Origin of the sequence: Streptomyces sp. NPDC059679 (assembly GCF_042734105.1) — a bacterium.
In the GTDB taxonomy this organism is placed as follows: Bacteria; Actinomycetota; Actinomycetes; order Streptomycetales; family Streptomycetaceae; genus Streptomyces.
On sequence record NZ_JBHWES010000024.1, the window covers coordinates 22,791 to 44,251 of the forward strand.

The window sequence follows — 21,461 nt, forward strand, 5'->3', positions numbered from 1 at the left end:
CCGTGCCGTCCCCCCGGCCGCCGACGGGACAAAAGGCCCTCCCGCTCCCGGACGCGACCGACAGCGCAACCGTTCCCCGGCAGCACTGCCGTTCGCCCGATGCAACAGAACACCGATGAACGGTAGAGGTTGCGCTTGGCCCTCCTGTCGGCAAACGATCCTTTGAAGACAGGGCGCAGACGCATCCAATGAACCCGCGCAATACGGGGGTCCACAGCGGCTCGAATCCAATCAGATCCGATGGTGATTGATGACAGGGTTTGACGACAGATAGGGTCCGATCCTCCGCGCGGAAGGGCATCAATGGCGAACCTGGTCTACAAGCGGGTGTCGACCGACCAGCAGTCGACCGCCCGGCAGAACCTCGTCCTCGACGAGGCCGGGATCGAGGACCCGGTGACGTTCGAGGAGGAGGCCGGCACCTCCAGCCGCCTCCACCCGCTGGAACGCCCGAAGTTCGGCGAGCTGCTGACGTACGCGCGGCCAGGCGACACCGTGCACATCTCCGAGATGTTCCGCCTCGTACGAGGCACCCAGCACATCCTCGACGTGCTCGACGTCCTCCACCGCGACCGGCTCGCCCTGCGCATCTACGACGGCGCGTTCTCCGCCATGGACCTCACCGCACGCCACCCGCGCACCGGCGAACTGCTGTCCACCGTGAAGTTCATGGTGCAGACCCTCGCCGCCGCCGGCGAACTCCAACGCGACCTCCAGTGCGAGCTGACGTACGACGGGCTACGGGCCGCCGAGGCGAAGGGCAACAAGGGCGGCCGCCGCCCGGCCGTCACGGCCGCGAAGGCCGCCGCCGTGCGCGCCGCGTACCTGGCCGGCCAGTCCATCGCCGGTCTGGCCCGCGCCCACCACGTCAGCCGCGGCGCCATCCGTACGGCCGTCGCCGATCTCCTGCCCGAGCACACGGCCGCCGACCAGGACGCCCCAACTCCGGAACTGCCGGTCCTCCTCGACATGCCGGGCAAGGTCGCCGACTTCCTCCGCGCGGCCGAACTGGAGCCCGCCGAGCGCGCCGCGCTCGACCAAGGCGCGACCGTGCGACGCGGCCAGGGCTACACCCTGCGCGTCAGCACCACACCGGAGGTCCACCGCCAACTTCTCGACCGCTGCCAGCCGCTCGACAACGCCACGGCGATCCCGGCACAGCGCAAGGCCCGCCGCGAGTACGCGAACCGCGTCAACACCCTCGGCGAGTGACCAGATCCACCGTTTCCGCAGCTCAGGGGCTACTCAGTTGTTTTTTCGGCGAGTGCTACCGGCCCCCCTGAAAGACCGGGACCGGAATCGTTCGAACGAGTGACCTGCGCCTGATGGGAATCGAGCCTCCATCAGGTCCGGAGCGGTTCAGTTCGTGCGCGCTCTGCTGTTCCACCGTGCCAGCCCCTCGAAGGCATCCAATGTCCGGACGTCGTAGGGGCCGAAGAAGTCCTGGCAGTCCCGGGCGAGCTGGTTGTAGAGGGCTGCTGCTCCGCGGGTGTCGCCTGACTGCCCGGTGAGGTGTGCGTGTTCGACGCGTGCATCGATAACCGGTTGATCGCTGCGTTCGAAGCGGAGTTCCAGCTCGAAGATGCGCAAGTCCAGTGCTTCGATGCGTCTGGAAAGCCCGGCGTTGCCACCGTGCGTGTCGGGTACGTCGGCTCGTCCGGCGACGTCGTCCGCTACGTCCAGGACGTTGAGGATCTCGCCCACCGCGTGTGCGACCCTCTGAGCGTTCTCGGGACGGTCTGCTGGGTCCTTGGCCAAGAGAGCCCGAACGAGGCTGTCGAGCTGGGCGGGAACGCCGGGGCGGTGGGCGCTCGGAAGCGCCGGCGCATCGTCGTGATGCATTCGGCCCACGGTCATGGCATCGTCCTGGGGGGTTCCGAAGGGCGGGCGTCCTGTCAGCATCTCGTACAGGACGCAGCCCACGGAGTACAGGTCGCTGCGTTCATTGCCGGTCTCGCCGTGCCACCGCTCGGGTGCTTTGTACAGAGGGGTGCCCGCGACGGTGTGGGTCTGGGTGGCGTCGGTCAGGTACGCCAGCCCGAAATCGACAAGTTTCACGTCCCCCTGCTGCGTGATCATGATGTTGTCGGGCTTGATGTCGCGGTGGATCACCTCAGCGGTGTGCGCGGCGCCGACTCCCTCGCAGATCTGGCGTGTCCAGCGCACAGTACGCTCGAGCGGAAGCCTCGGCCCGGCCCTGAGATGCTCGGCGAGGGACTTGCCCTCGACGTACTCCATGACGATGTAGAACTCGCCGGCGTGTTCGCCGCTGTCATGGATCTGCGCGACGCGCGTGTGGTTGACCCGGGCCATGGCCTTGGCCTCCCGCTGAAACATTCTCGCGGTCGACTCGGCGAACTCCGTAGGGACTCCCTGCTGCATGAGACGGCGCCTAGCAAAGAACTTCACGGCCACGGTGCGGTCCAGCCTCGTGTCCTCAGCTGTCCACACATCGCCCATGGCGCCGCTGACGGGGCTGTCCTTGAGCTTGAAACGGCCACCGATCAGTGTGGAGCTGTCCACCCCTCACCCCTTGTGCCTTGCGTGTCGAATCGCGTCGCCCTTGTGGTCAGTGCTGCTTGAAGTGCCCGCCCCAGAGGGTGAGGGCTGCTAGCTTCTGCATGGACTCGTGCCATTTCGCGAAAAAGTCCTCCTGCTGCTGCAGTGCGTTGGCCAGCGTTGCGACGGCCTTATGGCGCAACTGGTCGCCCTGCTCGCGCACGTGTCTCTTCCGCAGGGGAACGCCGCAGACCTCCCACAGGACCCACGCGACCGCGGCGAGGATGAGCAAGAGGGACACTACCCGGGCGAGACCGTCGACGAACGGCACCACGAATGCCCCGGTGACGGTCCCGAACAGTAGGACGCCGCAGACGCGTGGCCAGCGGCGCACCACGGCGTCCGACCGGGCCTGGGTCTGTTGCTCGAGGCGCGTGGCGAGGTCGTCAATGAGTGGGCCCGATTTCACGCGCTGGTGCGGATCGGTTGGCAGGTTCCAGGAGTATCCCGCCACGCTCAGGGTGATGTGGTGGGGGAGATGATGCCGGGAGTCAGCGACGACTTGGTTGGCGGCGCTCTCCAGGCTTGGCCAGATGGCGCGGAGGGCCATGCGGCGGGCCGGAGGGCTGAGCGGTGCCGCGTCCGGTGCGAAGACGGCCTGATCCAGGAGCACCATGAAGGTCACCGGCTTGGCCTCCGGGCCCAGGGACGACTGGTGTGCCTGCCTGGCCGCTTCCAGATCTCCCTCGTGTTCGATGATGCGCTCGAGCCGTCGCATCTGCTCAAGCAGGTGTGCCTCGTCAGGTTCGAGCTGGTTGATCAGCCGCTCAAGGGCGCTCTCGACGTGGCGGCCGTCACCGACGGGCCGGTCGACTCCGTCCGGGCCGTCGGGGAACGTGCGCCGGAGGTAGTCCAGAGTGCTCTTGGGAATGGTCGCGAGTTCCCAGCCGCGCCGGAGCGCGTCCCATTGAGTTCCGCATGTCTCACGCAGCGCCGCGTACTGGTCTTCGGATGTCCGTCGGCGCAGGTTGCGCAGCCGGGCTTCCCACTTCGTGGCGGCCGACGTGCGGTGCATGCTCTGGCTCCATCCCGCCATGGCCTGCCAGGTGTAACTGAGTGCCTCCTCTCCCAGTTCGTTGCTTGCGATGGCGTCCAGGACGACGCAGAAGTCCTGGCCGAGCTCCCCAGGGTCGAGCGTCTGGAGGTAGGTGTCCATCCAGGCAGCCGCCGCGGCCTCGTTCCCAAGGCGCGAAGAGGTCAGTGAGAAGAAGAGGTTGGCCTTGGCGGCGTCCAGCGTGCAGGCGTGCGACTGGGCGCGCTCACCCTGATCGGTCTCGCTGCGGAAATTGGCGGCCACCGCCATCATCGCCGGGGCCAGCCAGTAGGCCGGCTCGAGGAGCATCCGCTCCTCGGCGCAGGCCCGTACCGTAGCGGTGTTGACCACCTTCCTGCGCACGGCCTGTGCGGTGAGGGTATGGACCAGCCCACGGGCCAGGGCACGGGTCTGCTTGCGCTGGGCGAAGTCCGCTTGAAAGACGGTGGTCAGACGGGCCAGCTCGGCCTGGGCCCGGGCCACCTCTCGGTCGCGGCCGTACTGCTCGATGAAGGCGTCCAGAACCTTGCGGGTGCCGCTGACCGCGCTCTCCAGTTCCGCGACCTCCTGGCGTACTTCGGTGACATCACCGCGCAGCCGGACGACATCGGCGCGCACGCCGCGCAGACCGTCCTCGAAGGTGTCCAGCCTTCCCCCGTGCCGGACTTGTTCTTCCCCTACGCCCTCCAGCCGTTCGGTCAGCCGGTGCAAGGCTGAGTCCGTCTCGATCCGGTCCTCCATGACGCCCCCCGAGGTCATCGCGGCGTTGTGGCGCGTGCTCGCTCATTATCGAGTGCCCACGCACCTTTTGCGGTCAACTGGCCTAAAATGAACGGCGGTTGCGCGTCGGCGGCCGGTGTCGGTGCGGCGTGGCAGTATGACGTGTCACGGAGCCAGCACACCGGACGAGGATGCCCCTTGCGTGAGATCGCTTATCTGTCAGAAGGAAAGCTGCAGCAGTTCATACCTGAGCCCCGGCGTCTGCCGCGGGCGAGCGCTCTTCGTCTGACCACGCCGCTCGGCGGCATCGACGTGGAGGCGCCGGCCACGGAGGGGGAGCTCGGACAGCTGCGGCACCTGCGGGAGGTGCACCAGTATCTGGAGCTCGTCGCGGAGTGGTACACCGAGCCCCAGCTGCGTCCCGGTCAGTGGGTACAGTTCGAAGCCCCGCTGCGGTGCGTGACACTCAGCGGCGCCCACCAGGATCTCGTACTGTTCGTGGACTCGGTGCGGGCATGGGGCGCAAACCGCGCGACAGCCGGAGGCTGCCGGTTGTTGATGCACGGGTCGGCCCGGCATCTGCGGGGCTGGACACCGATGCCGGCGGACGGCCCCGAGCCGGAGGCAGTGAACTCCGCATCCAGTCTGGGCGCCTCCTTCGTCACCCGAGCCGGACAGGTCGTGGAGGCACTCACCCGGCACCGCGAGCCGCTACCCGGGAACCAGCCCTCACCTCGGACAGCCGCCGACCTGCACGGTCGGGGCGTCCAGGCGCTGCTGCGCGCCCTGGATGAGGAGGACACCGGCATCGACACGTCCACGATGATGACCGGATACGCGCGCGTCACAGGGCTCCTTCCGAGCACCGACACCACGTCCCCGTGCCTGGTGGCGAGCCCGCTCGTCGTGGAGTACGCGGCGGCCGTCGCCGAGCAGCGTCTCGCATAAGGGCGCGGCGACGCCGCTAGCGCAGCATGGTCAGGTCGGGCGCGGCTGAGAGGAGAGCCGCTCTGGGCCGCGCGCTGGCGCCAGCGGTGCTGTATCGGGGAGACGGTGCCCTTGCCAGGGTGTTCCCAGTTCCGGGACGATGTGCCAGCCCCTATCACGGCCGCGGCGGCCCCGGGTAGCCCGGTGAAGGAAGTCTTGCCGTGGCGCACGCCTGGCGGGTCTACAGGGGGCGTGGAACATCGCCGAGCGCACTGCGGCAGCGCACTCCTTGGCGCTCTGCAGGCCGAGTTGGCGCAGTTGCCCGAGCGCGTAGCGGTCTGCTGTTGCCGCATCACCGCAAGAGTCATGAAGCGGCTGCCTGCGCGTCACCGGCCTCCAATTCGGCCATGAACGCGTCATGCATCACTACCGGCCCGCCCTCGGCCTTGCGGTGATCGGCTTCGGCAATGTCGGCTTCCTCCTGCAGACGTCGCAGCTCGGCAAGTTCGCCGACAGGGATCAGGGCCGTCGCAGGAGTGCCGCCGTGGTCGCTGATCACGATGGTCTCGTGGCCATGGCGGACCCGGTCGACTAGTTGGTCGAGCTCGTCACAGGCCTGTGCGAGCGGATACATCTGCTCCATGCCCAGAATGTACATACGGGGAGAATGTGGGGAGCGGCGACCGGGTGACCTCGGCGTCATGCGTGCTGGTGGTCCAGTCGGATCGCCCGCTGAGACTTCCAGGCTCTGTGGGACCGCTGCTGAGCAGGCCTGAGTGAACCGCGCCAGCCAGCTCCAGTGCCCACGCGAGTCGACTCCGAGGCTCAGAAAACTCCGGGACCTCCCGATCGTGGCCTTGGGCCATACTGAAGGCCATGTCCTCTTCGTTCCGTCCGCCGGCCCCGCGCCCTTGTGACAGCTGCCCCTACCGGCGCGACGTTCCGTCGGGCATCTGGGCGCACGATGAGTACGAGAAGCTCCGCCGTTATGACGCTCCCACCCCTGACCAGCCGCAGGCGATGTTCCAGTGCCATCAGGCCGACGGTGACAGCGCTACGCGCCGCATCTGTGCCGGCTGGGCCGGATGGCATGGTGGGCATCTGCTGGCGCTGCGGGTAGCCATGCTGGAGGGCCGCATCGAGGCGTCGACCTACCAGGCAGCCGCCGAGTACACCTCGCCAGTGCCGTTGTTCGCCTCCGGTGATGAAGCAGCCGCCCACGGGCAGGCGGACGTCGGCCGGCCCAGCTATGCAGCTGGCCGATTGATCGACAAAATTTCCCGGGTACGTGGAGATCTTCGCCACTGACAGTGCTCTGTGAGAGGCTGCCACTTTGGCCGAAACAACAAACAAAGCAGCGATCGGCATGCCCATCTGGTGCAATGTGGCGCTTGATACGGATGAGCGGCACCATGTCTGTCGGTCATCTTGTGGGCAGCGCAGGACACTCCCAACCGTCCGGAGCCCCGGGCGCCTGCAGCCGTGCAGGTTCCAGGCATGACAGTTCTCCGCTGAAGGCGGCCCGCCGGTCGCGTCGATCTGCTCGAAATCGATGAACTCGGCTACCTCGAACTTGACCGCCGCGGCGCCGAGATGCTCTTCCAAGTCCTCACCGAGCGGGAGGAGAAGAATCAGGATACGGTGACCAGCACAGCCCCTGCTCCACGGCTCACGTGCAGTCCACAAACGCCGACGATGGAGATCACTCCCTGACCACGTCCGGCGAGCTTGTCGGCGTCTTCTGCTGGGCTACGACCACTCCATGGGCGGCTCGGGCGTAGTCGGCCGGAGTGGCACCAGGGCTGTGTGCTTCGCTGATGGCCGCGAGGAGAGCGAGGTACAACGAGTCGGTGTCGACCGGGTCTTCCAACAGCTCGAAGGCGGCAGACCGGAGCCGGGCAATGCTGGCGCGGGTCTTCTTGCCAGCTTGGCCCCCCAGGTCGTGCTCGACGATCAGCTGCGCGTGCGTGTCCCCTACCTCGACGACGCGCATGCGCCTGTCTCGAGGCTTCATATCCGGCGCCAGATCGCGGTACAGCTGCCCCTCCACGACGGTGGTCATGTCCAGTTCTCCTTCTCCGACGTGCAGTGGCCGCTCGGCGGCGTCGTTTGCCGAGCCTGTGGCTACGGTCACGAGCGTTATCCCGGTCAATTCACGACCTCGTCGCCGAGGTCCCTCGTGGTTCTAACCGCATCCTGCCACCGGGGACAGGGCACCGAGGTGACTCCCGCCTGGTCCCATCTCAGGCCGATACCCGGGTCTACTTCAGGACGCCCGATCTTCATCATTTATCCGTGAATAGGGGCCAGCCGGAGTCGCTTCGCCGGGGCCGCTGAAAGGCGCCCAAGCCAACACCGGAGCCCGCCTCCGCGTCACCGTACCCCCGCCACCACCGGAAACAGGTCCTGACCAGCCCCGGCTACGGACACCGCGGCAGTCGACGAACTGCGCACCCACCTGGAACTCCAGCGCCAGCTGGCATTGGGACCCCTCCGTCACCCACCCCAGATTCGCCGACGTTGTCCTCACTCACGGTTGGCTCCACCCTCCCGCGCCATGGCCGGAGAGCGCCCGGCAACAGCCCGGACAGTGCTTCGCAGCAGCCCACGCATGAGCAGACTTAAGGGGCTGGACCTACTGCGAGGGCTATACGCTCATCCCGTCAACCTGCCCTTTCTAGGCGGTCGAGCACGCGTAGTGCCTGACGGGGGAGGGCAGGATCGCAGACCCGGCGCTGCCGGACGGGACTGCCGCGGTCTACCGAGGCCTGCCACTCACCGACGCCTTCCGCCACTCCCAGGGCCGCGACGGCGACGCGATCTCCACCTTCGGCAGGGATCCGCTCCTCGGGGTCACACGGCAGTCCGCCGCGACGGACTCCCGCCGCAAGCCCTTGCTCTGACATCCTCCCCGCCCCAATTTGACGGGGATACCCCTATGAGGGGGACGGCCGGTCGCCGGCTTACCGGTTCCTGCTCCACGGGGGGGCGCGGCGGCACGTTCTCGACCCCGACCGCACTCTCTCAACCCAGCAGGAGCCCACTGATCCGGAACAGCCGTCGCACTGAGGAAAACGGTTTCGCTGCTCCCCACCACCTGTGTCCTGGCAGCACCCGACTCATACGCGCTACCGGCGCTGTCTGTACCTGGTCGTAACGGGTTGGCAGCATGGGCATGCACGGGGCGCGAGCGGACATGTGGCGGAGGGGAGCGTCGGTATGGGCGTCGACGAGATCAAGTCCCAGGGCTTCAGCCTGAAGGAACTGTTTCGTGACGTCTCTTACCAGGTCGACTACTACCAGCGCGACTACACCTGGGGCGAGGAAGAAGTACGGACACTGCTCCGGGACTTATGCACGTCCTTCTCGTACTGGTCGAACGATCCGGCGCTCATCCGACGGCCGGGGAATGCGCCGCAGTACTTCCTCGGCCCGTTCGTCTACTACGAGCAGTCCAAGAACCGGCGCTGCCTGGTAGACGGCCAGCAACGGTTCGTGACGCTCCACCTGCTCTTCCTCCAGCTGCGAGCGCGCGTCAGGGACCACGGTGACGCGCGGCGTGTCGACAGGCTGAACAGGGCGATCACCACCGACGGCGCTCACTTCTCCATCGGTATCAGTGATCACGAGCCGGTGCTGCGCGCCATCGACGAGGGCCGGGTGTACGAGACCGGGCTCGGGGACTCCCTGTCCCGCCGGAACCTGTGGGCCCGCAGCCAGCAGATCGAAACCCAACTGGCGGAGGAACTCGACGCGGACAAGCTCGACAGGTTCACCGACTGGCTCCTGGACCGGGTGGTACTGGTCGGGATCCGGGCAGCCAATCAGGACCACGGCTACCGCATGTTCGAGACGATGAACGACCGTGGTGCGCGGCTCACCGCCGTCGACCTGCTCAAAAGCCATCTGCTGGCCAACGTCGGGACGGGCGAGGACCAGCTGAACACCCGCTGGCAGGAGATGCTGCGAGAGCTGGCCACCGACCGCGAAGACCCCGGCGCGGCCTCACGTTTCATCAAAGCAATGCTGTTGGCCCGCTACGCGCGCCCCGACCATGCCGAAGACCGCCGGCATATCGACGCCAACCTCAACGTGTGGGTGCGGCAGAACGCAAAGTACCTGGGGCTGGTACCCGATCGCCCCGAGAACTTCCTGGACTTCGTGCAGAGCCTGCTGGAGACGGCGCGGCTCTTCAGGCCTCTCCTCGCCGCGAGCCGTGCACTGAAGAAGGGCGGCGACAGGCTGGAGGCGGTGCTGTTCAACGAGCGCAACGGGCTCGGCGAACAGACGGTCGCGATCCTCGCCGCCATCCGCCCCACCGACCGCCCGTCCCAAGCGAAGGACAAGGGCTGCCTGGTGGCCTCCTTCATCGACCGCTGGTACGCGCTGCAGGTACTACAGGACCTGCCCGTGCAGGCACCCGATGTTGCCGAGCTTGTCCACAGCACGCTCGTTCCGACGCTGCGAGAATGCCGCACCACTGCCGACGTAGCGGCCGCACTGGGCCAACTCGCCCTGAGCGATGGCAACTCGATCCCCGAGGCATCGACCCTTGGACTTCGGGGCAACAACTCGCACCAGATCAGGTACCTGCTGGCCCGCGCCACCGCCTACGTGGAGGAAAGCTGCGAGCGGCCACAGGACGTCCTCGCCTACCTCGACGGGACGCAATTTAATATCGAACACTTGTGGGCCAATCATCCTCGCCGTACCGAAGAGGAAATCCCGGACCCGGTCGTCTTCCGCAGCCTCCGCAACCAACTCGGCGGCCTGGGGCTGCTCGCGGGAAGGGAGAACTCGAGCATCAACGACATGCCGTTGCACGACAAAGCCTCCTTATACGCGCGGAGCAATATCCTGCTCGGCATCATCTCGCCGGGATACGACCGCCGTAACCCGCTCCTGCGCGACTTCATCAAGACGCACCAGCTGGACAAACTCCTCAGGTCGTTCGGGCCGAAAGAGACAATGACATCCGTCATCCAGACCCGACAGCAGCTCTACCTCCACCTCTTCGACCTCATCTGGAACCCCGAACAGCTCGGCTTCCTCACCCCGACACCGCAAGACACTCCGCAGCCCGACCAGACCCCTGTCCCACAGCCACGTGCCAACCCAGCCCGACGCAAGACCGCCCGCCGCCGTACAGACGTGGCGAAGATGCTCGACGCCCGCATCCTCACAGCCGGAACCCGCATTGTCCTCACCCACCGCTCCATCGACCACTGGGCAACGATCAGCGATGACGGTGGCGTTGTGCTCAACGCCACCGGAGGAACACCCTACGGGCGAGTGGACGAAGCCGGCGCCGTCGTCCGGGGCACCAAAACCTGCCAGGGCATGAAGGAATGGCACATCGAGGACGAGACAGGCACGCGGCTCAGCCTGCGCACCCTGCGAGACCAGGCAGTAGCCGCTGGCCTCATGTAGAGCAGTGACGACCCGTACACGCGAATCGAACACGGCCCTGTTTTCGCCATTTGCGACTAACGATCGATGACAGCTGGTGACGCTGTTCTTGCAGCTTGGAGCAAACGACAGGGACTCAAGGGTGTGCGTTTCCGATCTTCAAGTGAGGTCGAAGTGCCGACCACGAGTTTCTCAGCCAATGGTCAAGGTGCCTACCCGGGAAGAATCGAACGGGACACTGCTCGTCCAGCAAGCGATGGCCTGTTCGTGCTTTACATGCGTCGCATTCCTTGATCATCCAGCGGTCTTTGTCAGTGCCCGTTGCTACACCAATTCCCAAGGAACTGTGCCGCACCCGGCGGCCACCAAGGGGAGGGGACAGCAGCATGCCACCGCAGGGATACCACGTAGTCCGCAGCCACATACGGCGCAACCCGCGCCCTGGAGCGAAGAAAATGAGCGGCTGGACGATTGCCGCACTGATCGCGGGCGTCTGGCTGTGGAGCCAGGTCTTCGGCTTCGGCGAAGCCAAGTCCGATGAGCCGCCTTCGCCCAAGCCCTCGGTGTCCGCCCCGGCGGCACCCTGATGGCCCGGCGCCGGCTATGGCTGCGCAAGCCTCGCGGCACCGGTGAGCACATCGCGGCCACAGTCGTCGCTCTGGCCGCGCTTGTCCTGGCCGTCCGGATGGCTGCCGGGGCAGTCGGTGCACTGAAGGACGCCTGGCCGGTCCTGTTGGTCCTCGCGTTGCTCGCAGGGGCCGCTGCGGCGTGGAGGGGCAGGCAGGCGGCCGCGACGCGGCGTCGCGAAAGGGAGCGGCTGGCCACTCGCCGGTTCACCCTGGACGAATTGGACGCCATGGACGACCGGGCCTTCGAGTACGCCCTGCGGGATCTGCTGGTCCGTGACGGCTGGCCGGCCCGGAGGGTAGGCGGCGGTCGCGACCAGGCCGCCGACGTCATCGGTGACCACCCGCAGCGCGGTCGGATCGTCGTGCAGGCCAAGCACACCCGTGTCGGCGGGAAGGTGGGGTCATCGGTGATGTACGCGGTGAAAGGGACGGCTGGGCCGGCCCATAAAGCCGATCACGCTGTCGTCGTCACCAACGGGGCCTTCACCCGGGACGCCATGGCGTGGGGCGACCGGCACGGCGTCCACTGGGTCGACCGAAAGAAACTCCAGCGCTGGGCCGAGACCGGCGCCGCCCTGCATGAACTTCTCGGAGTATTCGCGCGCTTTCGCCCGAGCTGGTTCAAGCGCGCTGCTTGACCAGCAGGGTCCTGGATCATCATCCATCACGTCTGGAGGTGTGGTGTTCGACGAAGACGGGTCGCTCGACCCGACGCTGAAGCTCCTGCTGTACGCAGTCCTCACGCTGGCCGCGGGCAAGATGCTTTGGGAATGGCTCACCGAGGACGTCACTCGGTGGATCACCGTTGACCTGTGGGGCCTGATAGCCGACCACCCGTGGTGGACCAGCCTCATCGCCGCCAGCGGACTGCTCGTGCTCCTCCTGCTCGGCAAGCTCCTGTCATTCCTGCTCGACGCCGACATCTACGTCGGCCCGGACGACACGTTCGCCGATACACCCGACTATTCAGCCGACCCGGACGTGCTGACGTTCAAGATGAAACAGCTGTCCGCGATGAGCGCGACAGGCTTCGAGCAGGCGTGCGCCGATCTTCTGGCCCGTGACGGATTCCGGAGTCCGCGGCGGGTCGGCGGCGCCGGGGACCTCGGCGTGGACGTCACCGCCCGTGATGACGAAGACCGTCTCCTGGTACTGCAGTGCAAGCAGTACCAGAACCCAGTCGGATCAGGGCACGTGCAGAAGTTCAACGGGACAGCCCGCGTGCACCACGGAGCCGACCTGCCCATCATGATCGCGCTCAACAGCTTCACCCAGCCGGCAGCCGACTTCGCGCAGCACCACCAACTCATCCTCATGGGCCGCCCGGAACTGAAGAAATGGGCCCATGGCCAGCACCTCTACGACGTCCTCGGCATTCAGAGCAGGACACCGTGAGGCCAGTTCGACCGCCATCCGGCAGCCGCACCCGCGATAGCGGTGCAGGGGCGGTCCCCTTGGCGGGAACCACTCGACGCCCATTCAGTGTGGTCCGAGGCTCGGCCGCCAGCGATGCGCCCATGTGTGCTTCTTCAACAGGCCCAGACAGGGATAGCAACACGATGCGCCCCTGCAACGCGACACGGACCAGGCCCTCGGCCACCGCGGGAGCAAACAAACCTGCTCACCGGCCTCGGGGCCAACCCGACCGCCTCCGGCGTGGTCACCGGTGTCGACGGTGTCAGGAGCCTGGTCGGCGCGCGCTGTTCGCCCCGAAGATCGCCCGCCAGTTCGGCGTCGGACGGAAGACATCATCGGGTTCGCGGTCAGCCCGCTCGCCCAGGTTCCCCTCCTCCTCGCCGGTCTCGGACGCAGGAGACAGATCGCCCTAGCCCTGCCCGCGGGGATCGATGTGCATCAACTGCGGGGCCCGGCAATCAGAACCGAGCCCCGCAGGTTGGATCACATGTGGCGCTGGATCCAGATGCCGATCAGGGTCACGGCGCCGGCGCCGGTGGTGTACGCGGCGCCTCGGTACAGCTCGATGAGTCCAAGGCGCCGGTACCGGTGTATGCGTTCGGTGTGCTGGCTGAGCCAGTGGGCGCTGTGCTTGCGTGCGCGCAGGTATGGGTGCTTGTATTGCATGCTTGGTGTTGCCTCCCGTTGTCTCGCGTTGAGTGGACTGGTGGAGCACCGTGCAGGGAGCCCTTCCGACCCTCGGTTTCTCAGGCCAAGGCGGGTTGGAGTTGCAGGGCTCCTTTGCGTTGCTGCACTTCGGCGAGCATACGAGACGGTTTTCGCTGTTCGCACCCTTGGTGTTCCGGATGGCGGGAGTACCGGAGAGTGTCGGTCAAGGTGCCGTTAGGGCGTTGACCTGGGTTACTCGGTGTTTCTTCTACTTTCGGCGGGGTTCCGTAGGTTTCTGCATGGTTGATTGAGGCTCAGGATGGCCGAGAAGCGATGCTCGCGAGGGGACGAAAGCGCCGCCCCGGGTCGTGGCCCGGGACGGCCGCCACCCGCGAAGACCACGATCCACGTGAGCTTGCTTGTTGCACCGCCCGCCATGGTCGGTCGGCCAACTCTGGGAGCAGCCTAGCGCTCTCACCTCGACCTCATCCTGCTCATCCGGGTCCAGTAACACCTGCATGGAGTGGAGTGGAGAATCTGACTGGCTGGTCGAGCCCAGTCGTCGGACGCGGTGGCAATGGTGACGACATCGGTCACGGTAACCTCCTCGTCGTGGTCGAGTCGGTGCTGTACGGCCTGGGAGATCTGTTCGGCTGATCGGCATCCGGGCGCGGAGCCTGGCGTGATGATGACGCGTCTCGGCGTGGTCGGTTCGGTCTGCATGGGGTCGTGCTCCTCACTGCTCGGTGGTGCGGTAGGCGGCACGGTCGGAGTCGGTCTTGACGAGGAGGCTGGTGGTGGCTAGGGCGTCTGTCAGCGGCCCCACCTGGGGTCTTGCGGTGGGTCGGTGGATGTGGTCCGCCGAGGGTGGGTGCTGTGGATGTCCTTGCCCAAGCAGGAGCTGTTCGACCGGATCCGCCGGGACAGCTGGCAACAGCAGCTGTCGATCCGGGCCTTGTCGAAGAAGTACGGCGTCCATCGGCGCCTGGTACGCGAGGCGCTGGCCTCGCCGGTGCCCAAGCCACGCAAGCAACCGACGCGGGTCTCTCCGAGGATGGAGCCGTACAAGAAGACGGTCGACGAGTGGCTCCGCGCCCATTTGGAGGCGCCGCGCAAGCAGCGGCACACCGCGAAGCGGATCGGTACGCGACTGGAGGAGGAGTTCGGGGTCACGCTTCCGTACACCACGGTGCGCGACTTCGTCACCGCCCGCCACCGGGCGATCGCCGCCGAAGGTACGCCCGCCGAAGGCTTTCTGCCCCAGCACTTCCCCAGCTCAACCCATCCGGGAGGAGGGAACGGCTTCGCTGAGACAATCAGTGGATGAGCAGCAATGAGATCCGGTTCGACTGCCAGCACCGTGGCGACGGCGGCGCGCTCGTGATCGTCCCCCGCATCGACGGAGCACCACTCACCGAGCTGATCGACGGGGATCCCGCAGTTCTTCCGGTTCGGCCCGATGCAGGACCATTTCCTCGGACGGTCCACCAACGCGATAGGGCCGAAGACACCCGTTCTCGGTTGTGAGTGCGGCGAGTGGGGATGCTGGCCGCTCATGGCCCGCATCACCGCGACAGCCGACCTCGTGATCTGGGACTCCTTCGAGCAACCGCACCGCAAGACTCGCGACTACGTGGCATTCGGTCCGTTCCAGTTCGACCGTCACCAATATGATGACGCCTTGCAGGCCCTGAACGCAGCAATCAGCTCCGACGAGACGTGATCCGCACCCGCCAACGCTAGTTCAGAGAAGCTTGTTTGCGATGTCCCATGCTCAACATCAACCCCAAGATGCTGCCTCGCCTCGACGAGATCGAGACCGACCTCCTGTCCCGCCGAGCCCGTGCTGAGCAGGAAGGTTGGCTCGGTGAGATCGAGGGAATCGATCTTACCCTCACTTTCCTCCGCCAGAAACGAGAAGAGAGCCAGCGACTGGCTCGCATCGCACCGGTCAACCTCGGCATGCCAGGTGTCCGACCTGCGGAGTCGACATGAGTTCGCCCTCAACGAGATGTCATCGTTCGAAGCTCCAATTCGTGCCTCGTCTCGCTCCAAGCTGAAGCCGTATGATTTTCTCAAGGGGCACCCGTCCCTCGACCTCCAGGGCTAGCAGGGACTCATCTCCATGGACGCCTATCTCACCTCACAGCCCAGCCACGATCGGCCCCGGACTGGGTCGGACCTGATACATGGCAGGCGTGCCTTGGGCCCGTTCAGAAGGCGATCCACCCCATACGCGCATGCCAGTGCCGTCCAGATTGAAGGTGGGCTACGTACGCCCTTTGCAGGGAGGTGCTTTGTGGCAGCTCTGCGAGTAGGCCTGCGGTGACCGGATCATTCTGGCTCGGTCGGCCGAAGACGTAATCCAGCATGTCGCCGTCTGAACAATTTCGATCGCCGGATGGCAGGGGCTTCAGCTCGAAGCAATGGAGAAATCGCACAATGTTTGACCGCTCGGGGAGGTATTCGGCGAGCTGTGGGTCGAGTAACCAGGAGCGGCAGACGAAGTGCGAGTTCGGTTCTTCAGGGAAATGGCGGTTGAAGAACACGCGGGCCAGGTCGAGCGATTCGTCGCAGGAGCCTGGGGACAGCGGTGCGCCGGACGGGATGTGCATGTTCAGCAGGAACCCTGTCGTGCCGTCCGGGCATTCGCCGCGACCGCGGTCGTACTCGAGTCGGCCGAGCCGGTACTCGGCCCCTCGGAACTTTAATGGTGGGCACCATTGTTCGAATCTTCCGATTCCGCCGAGCTCGTGCACGGACCGGTGTTCGGCCATCATGGACCCGAGATTCGACAGCGTCTCCCACGATCTTCGGGGTTCGATGCCGCACTCGGCGTGGTAGCGAAGTGTCTTGGGGAGGACAGCGAGATAGAGCCAGACGTACAGATGGAGCGCTACCGGGTCGGTGTCGGTCGGAATCACCGGGAAGCCGCTGTATCCGCTGGCCGGAAGCCCGGAGCCCATGCTCGATATCAAGTCGTGATAGCACTGTTCCAGGTGCCGCCACAGCTCCGGATGCTCCCGTGGATCGGGCCGTGCCGCCAGTGCCTCGTCTCGGTCCTCAGACGATGCACCCAGCCGCTCCAACAACCTCGCCGCTTCCGTGTTCGAGGGAAGTTCAAGCACGGACTCCAACCTACGACAGATTGTCCATGCGAGCACTGAGGTTGAACTCGTGGTGGGATCAGGCATCAGGCCATGACGACGTTCAAGTGCCACCGTGGACTGACCGCACAGCCGTTGCTGCCGTCGACCAGGCGTGCCGCATGCTGCGGCTGACCACCCTCCGGGCCCAGTTCAACCCGAGTTGGCCGAAGCAGCCGCCCGTGACCAAATGTCGTCTCGCGGCTTCCTCGCCGAACTGCTGATGGCCGAGTCCGACGACCGGGCCCGCCGCCGTTCGGTACGACGGATCATGGCCGCCGCCTTCCCCCGCGAGAATCACTGCGAGCCTTCGGCTTCAAGGCGAACCCCAACTTGGATAGCGCCGGGTGAGGACGTCACCCGAGGGTGACTGCTGGGCTTGCTCGCAGATCAATCAGACGGCTCCGGTCGCGGGACGTTCACCGTCGTGGTCACCTGCGAGCAGCCCCAATGCCTCCTCCGGCCTGGTCAAGGTGGCGTCGGACGGTTCCGCACCGTCATACAGGTGTCCCCACGCGGCAGCGGCACTGCGACTTCCCGCGGCAGCAGCCGCACGCAAGTCGAGTGGGGAGTCTCCGATATAGGCCAGATCAGCTGGTGCGACGCCAAGATGATCAGCAGCAAGGATCAGGCCGTCACCAGCCGGCTTGGGGCGCTGCACGTGATCTCCGCCGATGAGTACGTCGACGTCGAGACCCGCGGCTCTCAGCAGCATCGCTGCAGCGCGGCTGCTGGCACCGGTGAACACCGTCACGGCCCGGCCGCTTTCTCGCAGCGCGTCCAGCACATGGGCCACCCCCGGGTAAGGAGCGACTTCGACGTCCTTCAGCCTGCGGTAGTACACCTCGGTCTCGTCCAACGCGAGTTCACGTCCGACCAGGTGAGCCAGGATCACCTCGGGCGTTCCGAGAGAGTAGGAGGCGACCACCTGTTCAGGGCCCACGCTGGGCCCGTCGAGCTCCCGCACCGCGGCAACGAAGGCCGCCGGCACCACGACGGTGGAATCCAGCAGCGTGCCGTCCATGTCCCACACCAGCTCCGAGGTCGCCATCCGGCAATCCTGCGACAAGAGCCCACACGTGATCAAGACCGGTCATGACCACGGACATGCAGCTGACCCTGCCGCTGATCCGCCCGCCCCCAGCGCCGGCATGGCCAGGCCGCTATCGTCGCCAGATGCCCAAAGCTCCTGAGAAGTTCAACACCGCGATGACCACCTGGCAGGAGTGGCAGGACGCCCCCTGGGGCCGACTGCGCTACTCGATCGCCGAGGCAAACCTGCTCCGTCATCTCGGCGACCTGGGCGGCGAACCGCTGCGAATACTCGACCTCGCCGGCGGCGACGGGGGAGACGCCATCCGCCTCGCAGCCCGCGGGCACCATGTCACCATCGTTGACTACGCGCCCGCCATGCTCGCCGCGGCCACCGAGCGGGCCGTGGCAGGCGGCGTGACGGAGCTGATCAACTGCGTCGAGGCCGACGCGACCGATCTGCCCCGAGACCTCGCCAACGGGGAGTTCGATGTCGTGCTCTGCCATAACCTCCTGCAATACATGGACGACGTCCCAGGCACTCTCGCCTTGGCACTCTCCCCGCTGAAGCCCGGGGGCCTGATCTCCGTCATGGCGATCAACCGGCATTCGGCGCCCTTGAACATCGCCGTCCGGGAGATGGACCCCGCGGCCGCGCTCGCCGCACTCGACACCGATCAGGCCCGGACGCAGATGTTCAACTCGGCGCTGACACTCCACACAGCCGACGAGATTATCCCCGCCCTGCGGAAGCTCGGGTGCCAGGACATCGCCCACTACGGCATCCGCAGCTTCTGCGACTACATCACCGACGACGCACGCAAGCACGAACCGGACTTCTACGCAGAACTCGAACGCCTCGAACTCGCTACCACCGCCCGCCCGCCCTACATGCACACCGCCCGGCTCTTCCAGCTCACCGCCTGGAAGCCGAGATAGGGACCACTCGCCCCGCAGCGGTGTCAGTTCTCATCGACATTTCGCGGCTCTGCGATCGACAAGTGCTGCCCAAAATCCCCGACTGTCCTGTCTCACTCAATCGAGTCGTTTTCCTAACGAACCGAGTCGTTCGGGCTTCTGCCTCAGCGAACCTAAGGCCCGTCCCGTAAATGATCTTCGAGTCGATGCGGACGCGGTTGGTCTCAATCTGTCTGCCCGACGGAAGCGGTGGCTCTGCGCGTGCCCGATGCCTAGGCTCGTTGTGTGGAGTGGCATCAAGTACTTGCCTTCGTGGCCGCAGTCATACCCCTCACATTGGTCCCCGGCACCAGCTTCACCCTCGTGACACAGCAGGTGATCGCGGGTTCGCGGGCCGACGGCGTCCGCGCGGCACTCGGTTCAGCGTGCGGGCTCTTGGTGCACGCAACATTCGCCGCGGTCGGCTTGTCGGCCCTGGTCATGTCGTCAGCTCAGGCGTTGACGGCGGTGAAGCTTCTGGGCGGCATCTACCTCATCTGGTTGGGCGTGACCACGTGGCGCTCGACGCGTCGAGGTGTCCAACCGGCGGTGCGGAGGCGATGGCGCTTGCCGTGGGCTCAGCTCGGGGGCTTTGGCCAGGGGCTATGGTCCAACGTCCTCAATCCAAAGGCAGCGTCGGTCTATCTCACTCTGGTGCCGCAGTTCCTCACCTCCAGCCGCCCCATCGCGCCACAGATGGCGACGCTTGCGATCGCGCATGTGGCCGTCGTGTTGGTGTGGCTGCTGTTTTGGACATCGGTGGTCGCTACCGCGCGCACGGCAATCGACACACCTCGATTCCGACGTGGGATGAGCCGTCTGACGGGAGCCGTGCTGGTCGCCCTGGGAATTCGAACCGCAACAGCGAGCTGAGCCCGCACCCCCTATTTCCCGCAGCTGCTGGCCACGGTGAAATGATCTTGCCGTGGCTGGTGTGATCACGGCGTCGGAGCCGTCCTGGATAGCCCCGTTCACTGGGCTGAGTCCGCAGGCCTTCCGCAAACTGCTCACTGCACTGCGGCGCGAGGGCGCCGACGGGGTGCGCCGGGGGCGCCCGTGGGGCCTGCCGCTGGAAGACCGTGTGCTGCTGGTGGCGGCCTACTGGCGCACGAACCTGACCCTGTGCCAGCTGGCTCCGCTGTTCAGGGTGTCGAAGTCGTCGGCGGACCGGATCGTCGACCACCTCGGCCCGCTGCTCGCCCTGCAACCGCGCAAGCGGTTCCGGAAGGACACCGTGCTCATCGTGGATGGCACGCTCGTCCCCACCCGTGACCACACGGTCGCCGAACAATCGAAGAACTACCGGTACTCCACCAACCACCAGGTCGTCATCGACGCCGACACCCGCCTGATCGTCGTGGTCGGCCGCCCGCTGCCCGGCAACCGCAACGACTGCAAGGCATGGGAGGAATCCGGCGCGAAGGCCGCCGTCGGCCGCACCACCACGATCGCCGACGGCGGCTATCCCGGCACCGGCCTGGTCATGCCCCACCGCCGCCGAGCCGGCCAGGAACTGCCCGACTGGCAGAAGGCGAACAACAAGGTCCACAAACAGGTACGGGCCCGCGTCGAGCTATACGGCATCGGCTCCTTCGCCCAGCGCCCCCGCATGGTCACCGGCACCACCCCCCCGCACCGCCGAACGAGACGTACCGCCAGACGCCGAAATCATCGCCTTCGACGACGAACTGATCACCTGGCAACGCACCACCGGCTTGAGCCGCGACCCCAACGCACACCCCGAATGGGCCGCCGCCATCTGGTCCGGCGCCCGCGCCGCCCTCCTCACCCAGCGCCACCGCGACGACAACACCTACGCCGGCGCCCTGCACACCCCTCCCGGCACCGTCATCGCCTTCCGCACCGACGCCCTCTACCTCACCCAGCCCAGAACTGGCCCTACCACCACCAGCCCGGCGACTACCTCCTCCGCGGCCACCTCACCGACCCCGTACCAGCTCCCACCACTGAAGAAGAACTCCTGACCCTGCGGAACGCCGGACGCGCCACCCTCACCGCCACCGGCCAGGAGGCCTGATGCCACCCCGCTCCCGCCGCAACCCACCAGCAACCCGGGGCGCAGTAAACGAGGCCGCCCGCCTCGCCACCCGCCTTCAAGCAGCTGGCTACACCAAACGCGACATCGCCCGCATCATCGACCGCGACCCCTCCCTGGTCTCGCAGTTCTACACCAAGAACAAAGGCGCATCCTTCGTCACCGCCCTACGCGAAGTCCTCACAGCCATCGAGACCGGAGGCATCACTGACCTGCCCAAACTCGCCGCCATCGCCGCCCGACACACCACCCGCCGCACCACCGCCTCCGGCACCCGCGCCCGGGTCCGCACCAAGGCCGTCCTGATCACCCCCACCGGCACCGGCACCGGCCGCGTGGCGGCCCAGGCCATCGCCTCCGGCTCCGCCCGCCTGCGCCCCTGATCGCCGAAGCCGCCCGCCGCGGCCTGCGCGTGGCTTTCACCGTCCGCCTGGCCAAGACCGGCTACCTGTACCCCTCCGGTAGCCGCACCGATTCACCCGGCGTCCGCCGCAACGTCATTCAGCGTGCCGATCACACCGAAGAACGCTCCTACGGCTCTGCCACGAGCGGCGGTTTCGACGCTAGCGACTTCGCCCGTCGCGTCGACGCGGCCGACGGCGATGTCACCGCAGCCGTGCACCAATGGCTGGCAGAGACCGGACGCATCCGTCCCGATGCCGAGATCATCTATCTCGAAGTCCGCACCTGGCGCCCCCGCTGACCCGGGCAACCGAGCCTCTCCGGTGCCCTGCCCCATGCTGTGGACAGAAGAGCCAGGCAAATACCGTCGTTCCTGTGGAGCGCAGCCGGTTGCCGAGCATGCTGGTAGGGACCCTGTAGATCCTGTCGCTTTTGTGCAGGCCAGAGCCCGCGAGTGGGGGAGTGGCGTGAGGCGACCTCGGCCGCGCAGCCGGCGCTCCCGCCCTCTACGGCCCCAGCCCCTTCGC

Annotated in this window: 20 protein-coding genes and 4 pseudogenes; 17 read left to right on the plus strand and 7 right to left on the minus strand. The window is 66.4% G+C overall.

Features of this window, described 5'->3' with window-relative positions; all coding sequences use genetic code 11:
• Positions 1-303: 303 nt before the first annotated feature.
• A complete protein-coding gene (locus ACFV2X_RS24750) occupies positions 304-1,212 on the plus strand; it encodes a recombinase family protein (protein ID WP_385620070.1) in 909 nt (302 codons plus the stop codon).
• 147 nt (positions 1,213-1,359) lie between these two features.
• Here ACFV2X_RS24750 and ACFV2X_RS24755 read toward each other — a convergent pair whose 3' ends face one another.
• Positions 1,360-2,523, minus strand: coding sequence for a serine/threonine-protein kinase (locus ACFV2X_RS24755; protein ID WP_385620071.1), 1,164 nt, complete (start codon positions 2,521-2,523; stop codon positions 1,360-1,362).
• A 46-nt stretch (positions 2,524-2,569) separates the two neighbouring features.
• Complete coding sequence (locus tag ACFV2X_RS24760; RefSeq protein WP_385620073.1) at positions 2,570-4,351, minus strand: hypothetical protein; 1,782 nt, start codon at positions 4,349-4,351, stop codon at positions 2,570-2,572.
• A 159-nt stretch (positions 4,352-4,510) separates the two neighbouring features.
• Between ACFV2X_RS24760 and ACFV2X_RS24765 the strand changes: the two genes are divergently transcribed.
• A complete protein-coding gene (locus tag ACFV2X_RS24765) occupies positions 4,511-5,260 on the plus strand; it encodes an SAVMC3_10250 family protein (RefSeq protein ID WP_385620075.1) in 750 nt (249 codons plus the stop codon).
• Between the two features lie 343 nt (positions 5,261-5,603).
• Here the strand turns inward: ACFV2X_RS24765 and ACFV2X_RS24770 are convergent, their stop codons facing one another.
• Positions 5,604-5,882: a type II toxin-antitoxin system prevent-host-death family antitoxin gene (locus ACFV2X_RS24770; protein WP_385620077.1), complete on the minus strand. Its 279-nt coding sequence runs from the start codon at positions 5,880-5,882 to the stop codon at positions 5,604-5,606.
• A gap of 233 nt (positions 5,883-6,115) precedes the next feature.
• Between ACFV2X_RS24770 and ACFV2X_RS24775 the strand changes: the two genes are divergently transcribed.
• Together ACFV2X_RS24775 and ACFV2X_RS24780 are read left to right on the plus strand one after the other, a co-directional pair.
• Positions 6,116-6,547 (plus strand): DUF6283 family protein, encoded by a 432-nt coding sequence (locus ACFV2X_RS24775; protein WP_385620079.1) that lies wholly within the window; start codon positions 6,116-6,118, stop codon positions 6,545-6,547.
• 219 nt (positions 6,548-6,766) lie between these two features.
• Positions 6,767-6,889 (plus strand): annotated as a pseudogene (locus ACFV2X_RS24780) (ATP-binding protein); the annotation flags it as partial.
• Between the two features lie 52 nt (positions 6,890-6,941).
• Here the strand turns inward: ACFV2X_RS24780 and ACFV2X_RS24785 are convergent.
• Positions 6,942-7,301 carry a DUF6354 family protein gene (locus ACFV2X_RS24785; protein WP_385620082.1) on the minus strand — a complete coding sequence of 120 codons (360 nt, stop codon included), beginning with the start codon at positions 7,299-7,301 and terminating at the stop codon, positions 6,942-6,944.
• 1,157 nt (positions 7,302-8,458) lie between these two features.
• Here ACFV2X_RS24785 and ACFV2X_RS24790 point away from each other — a divergent pair.
• The 4 genes from ACFV2X_RS24790 to ACFV2X_RS24805 all read left to right on the plus strand — a co-directional run bounded on the left by ACFV2X_RS24790 (position 8,459) and on the right by ACFV2X_RS24805 (position 12,672).
• A complete protein-coding gene (locus tag ACFV2X_RS24790) occupies positions 8,459-10,669 on the plus strand; it encodes a DUF262 domain-containing protein (protein ID WP_385620085.1) in 2,211 nt (736 codons plus the stop codon).
• Positions 10,670-11,103: 434 nt separating this feature from the next.
• The gene (locus ACFV2X_RS24795) at positions 11,104-11,235 is read left to right on the plus strand and encodes a hypothetical protein (RefSeq protein WP_385620088.1); all 132 of its coding nucleotides are present in this window, start codon (positions 11,104-11,106) and stop codon (positions 11,233-11,235) included.
• A complete protein-coding gene (locus ACFV2X_RS24800; protein WP_385620090.1) occupies positions 11,235-11,915 on the plus strand; it encodes a restriction endonuclease in 681 nt (226 codons plus the stop codon). The genes ACFV2X_RS24795 and ACFV2X_RS24800 overlap by 1 nt, the downstream gene beginning before the upstream one ends.
• Positions 11,916-11,958: 43 nt before the next feature.
• The gene (locus ACFV2X_RS24805; protein WP_385620092.1) at positions 11,959-12,672 is read left to right on the plus strand and encodes a restriction endonuclease; all 714 of its coding nucleotides are present in this window, start codon (positions 11,959-11,961) and stop codon (positions 12,670-12,672) included.
• Between the two features lie 504 nt (positions 12,673-13,176).
• On the opposite strand, the gene ACFV2X_RS24810 is transcribed toward ACFV2X_RS24805, so the two are convergent.
• Positions 13,177-13,359 carry a hypothetical protein gene (locus ACFV2X_RS24810; RefSeq protein WP_385620094.1) on the minus strand — a complete coding sequence of 61 codons (183 nt, stop codon included), beginning with the start codon at positions 13,357-13,359 and terminating at the stop codon, positions 13,177-13,179.
• Positions 13,360-13,869: 510 nt separating this feature from the next.
• Here ACFV2X_RS24810 and ACFV2X_RS24815 point away from each other — a divergent pair.
• The 4 genes from ACFV2X_RS24815 (at position 13,870) to ACFV2X_RS24830 (ending at position 15,336) form a co-directional block, all read left to right on the plus strand.
• A complete protein-coding gene (locus ACFV2X_RS24815; RefSeq protein ID WP_385620097.1) occupies positions 13,870-13,998 on the plus strand; it encodes a hypothetical protein in 129 nt (42 codons plus the stop codon).
• Between the two features lie 223 nt (positions 13,999-14,221).
• Positions 14,222-14,668 (plus strand): hypothetical protein, encoded by a 447-nt coding sequence (locus ACFV2X_RS24820; RefSeq protein ID WP_385620099.1) that lies wholly within the window; start codon positions 14,222-14,224, stop codon positions 14,666-14,668.
• A 228-nt stretch (positions 14,669-14,896) separates the two neighbouring features.
• A complete protein-coding gene (locus tag ACFV2X_RS24825) occupies positions 14,897-15,064 on the plus strand; it encodes a hypothetical protein (RefSeq protein ID WP_385620101.1) in 168 nt (55 codons plus the stop codon).
• A 47-nt stretch (positions 15,065-15,111) separates the two neighbouring features.
• Positions 15,112-15,336: a recombinase gene (locus tag ACFV2X_RS24830; RefSeq protein WP_385620104.1), complete on the plus strand. Its 225-nt coding sequence runs from the start codon at positions 15,112-15,114 to the stop codon at positions 15,334-15,336.
• A gap of 218 nt (positions 15,337-15,554) precedes the next feature.
• Here the strand turns inward: ACFV2X_RS24830 and ACFV2X_RS24835 are convergent, their stop codons facing one another.
• Positions 15,555-16,469 (minus strand): acyltransferase domain-containing protein, encoded by a 915-nt coding sequence (locus ACFV2X_RS24835; RefSeq protein ID WP_385620106.1) that lies wholly within the window; start codon positions 16,467-16,469, stop codon positions 15,555-15,557.
• Between the two features lie 140 nt (positions 16,470-16,609).
• On the opposite strand from ACFV2X_RS24835, the pseudogene ACFV2X_RS24840 reads away from it, so the two are divergent.
• Positions 16,610-16,832: pseudogene (locus tag ACFV2X_RS24840) on the plus strand (ATP-binding protein); the annotation flags it as partial.
• A gap of 49 nt (positions 16,833-16,881) precedes the next feature.
• Here ACFV2X_RS24840 and ACFV2X_RS24845 read toward each other — a convergent pair.
• Complete coding sequence (locus tag ACFV2X_RS24845; protein ID WP_385620109.1) at positions 16,882-17,538, minus strand: HAD family hydrolase; 657 nt, start codon at positions 17,536-17,538, stop codon at positions 16,882-16,884.
• A 125-nt stretch (positions 17,539-17,663) separates the two neighbouring features.
• Between ACFV2X_RS24845 and ACFV2X_RS24850 the strand changes: the two genes are divergently transcribed.
• The 4 genes and pseudogenes from ACFV2X_RS24850 (at position 17,664) to ACFV2X_RS24865 (ending at position 21,235) form a co-directional block, all read left to right on the plus strand.
• Positions 17,664-18,458, plus strand: coding sequence for a class I SAM-dependent methyltransferase (locus ACFV2X_RS24850; RefSeq protein ID WP_385620111.1), 795 nt, complete (start codon positions 17,664-17,666; stop codon positions 18,456-18,458).
• A gap of 264 nt (positions 18,459-18,722) precedes the next feature.
• Entirely contained in the window at positions 18,723-19,349 is a 627-nt protein-coding gene (locus ACFV2X_RS24855; protein ID WP_385620114.1) for a LysE family translocator, read from the plus strand.
• A 52-nt stretch (positions 19,350-19,401) separates the two neighbouring features.
• Positions 19,402-20,049: pseudogene (locus tag ACFV2X_RS24860) on the plus strand (transposase family protein); the annotation flags it as partial.
• Positions 20,050-20,513: 464 nt separating this feature from the next.
• Positions 20,514-21,235: pseudogene (locus tag ACFV2X_RS24865) on the plus strand (helix-turn-helix domain containing protein).
• Positions 21,236-21,461: the final 226 nt, after the last annotated feature.